The sequence below is a fragment of the Hominilimicola sp. genome, from assembly GCF_046972485.1.
GTDB classification, from domain to species: Bacteria; Bacillota; Clostridia; order UBA1381; family UBA1381; genus Hominilimicola; species Hominilimicola fabiformis.
The window spans coordinates 1-1,618 of record NZ_JBKVWU010000212.1 but is presented as its reverse complement, the minus strand read 5'-3'; the positions used below and the strand labels follow the sequence as shown (position 1 = coordinate 1,618).

The following is a 1,618-nucleotide window of genomic DNA, read 5'->3' as shown; positions in this document are numbered from 1 at the left end:
AACAGGTATAAGCGACGCTTTAGGCTCGATAATTGTATGTCCCGCTTGTTTTGCGAATTTGTATCCGTCGCCCGTAGAACCTGTTCTCGGATACGATTTACCGCCGGTACATATTATCACTCTGTCCGCCGTAATTGACGTTTTAGACGTCTTTACGCCCTTTACGGCACCGCCACTGATTATAAGTGACTTTACCGTATCATGTACAAGTGACACATTCGGCTTTAAAGCGTATTTTTTTAGTGCCTTTACAACGTCCTGCGACTTATCGGTTACCGGAAATACCCTGCCGCCTCTTTCAACTTTTGTTTTAACGCCGTTTTCTTCAATAATTCGTATTATATCGTCATTTGTAAACGTATATAGTGCCGAATACAAAAACTTCGCATTTCTCGGATATTGACCTATCATATCCTCAATATCGGCTGAATTTGTTATATTACACCTTCCCTTGCCTGTTATGAGAAGTTTTTTGCCGATTATATCGTTCTTTTCGATTATTACCACTTCATCAGCCGTTTCGGCGGCTTTTCCTGCCGCCAAAAGCCCTGCCGCACCGGCACCGATTACTACTATTTTCATTCCGTCACACTCCAAGTTTCAATATTTCTGAACATTCTGTCAACAGACGGCAGAATTTCGCTTTTAATTTTTGAGCCTGACATTACATTGCCTTTTCTGAAAAACAATACAGTAAACGGCATATCATTCACTATTATATCACCATACTGACGGAATAAAGCCTTTTGCTGTTCTTCGTCATTCGTCATTCCAAGCTGACCGATAAGCATATCAAGGTCGGGATTTGCATACGAGAAATAATTATCGGCCGACGATACAAGCGGAGTCAAGTCATTATTTGCACTGACTTCTATCTCACCTATCATTATATCATAATTTTTCGCATTAATTCTTGCAATATATTCATCATACGGAAGTGCAGTAACTGTTGTCGGAATACCGAATCTTGTATAACTGTCTGCCACTTCGTTTGCTATATTAACCTTTTCCGCACTGTCACTGTTTGTCAAAATTTCAAATTGCAAAACCTGTTTTTGTGCACCGACATGGCGTACATATTTTCCGTCATTGTCCAAACCCCATTTATCATTGCCCAAATGCTGTGTTGTCAAAATTTCATCAGGCTTAAATTTTGTACTTGTGTCATAATAGAAAATTGATGACGGATTAATCGGAATATTGCTTGCCTTACCGCGCGAATATATCGTTGAATTTACGATACTGTCCTTATCAACAATATTCGACAGACCCTGTCTTGTTTCAACGCCCGAAAGCAACGGATTTGCCGTATTATACCCGATAAAAGTCATTTGATTTGTTATATACTCATTATTTCTTGCACTGCCTCTCGGTGTATATTCCGAAAGGTCTACCGTTCTGCCTGTCATAAGGTCAATTTCGCTTGCTTCAAACATTGATTCATACTTCTGCAAGTCGGGTACGGTATAAGCATAAAGGCTGTCGATTTTTGCTCTGCCGTTGTGATAATTGTCAAATGCCGAAAACAACAGTTTGCCTGTGCTTAACTGTGAATTATACTTATAAGGACCTGTTCCCATCGGTATATAATTCGCATTGCCTTTCATATCACTTTGAT

Annotated in this window: 2 protein-coding genes; both read right to left on the bottom strand. The window is 39.7% G+C overall.

Features of this window, described 5'->3' with window-relative positions; genetic code table 11:
• The coding region (locus tag ACLTU0_RS11875; RefSeq protein WP_412322654.1) for an aminoacetone oxidase family FAD-binding enzyme at nucleotides 1-582 on the bottom strand (582 nt) is incomplete at its 3' end.
• Nucleotides 579-1,618 (bottom strand): ABC transporter substrate-binding protein (locus ACLTU0_RS11870; protein WP_412322652.1); only part of this gene is annotated, 1,040 nt, incomplete at its 5' end. The genes ACLTU0_RS11875 and ACLTU0_RS11870, both read right to left, overlap by 4 nt.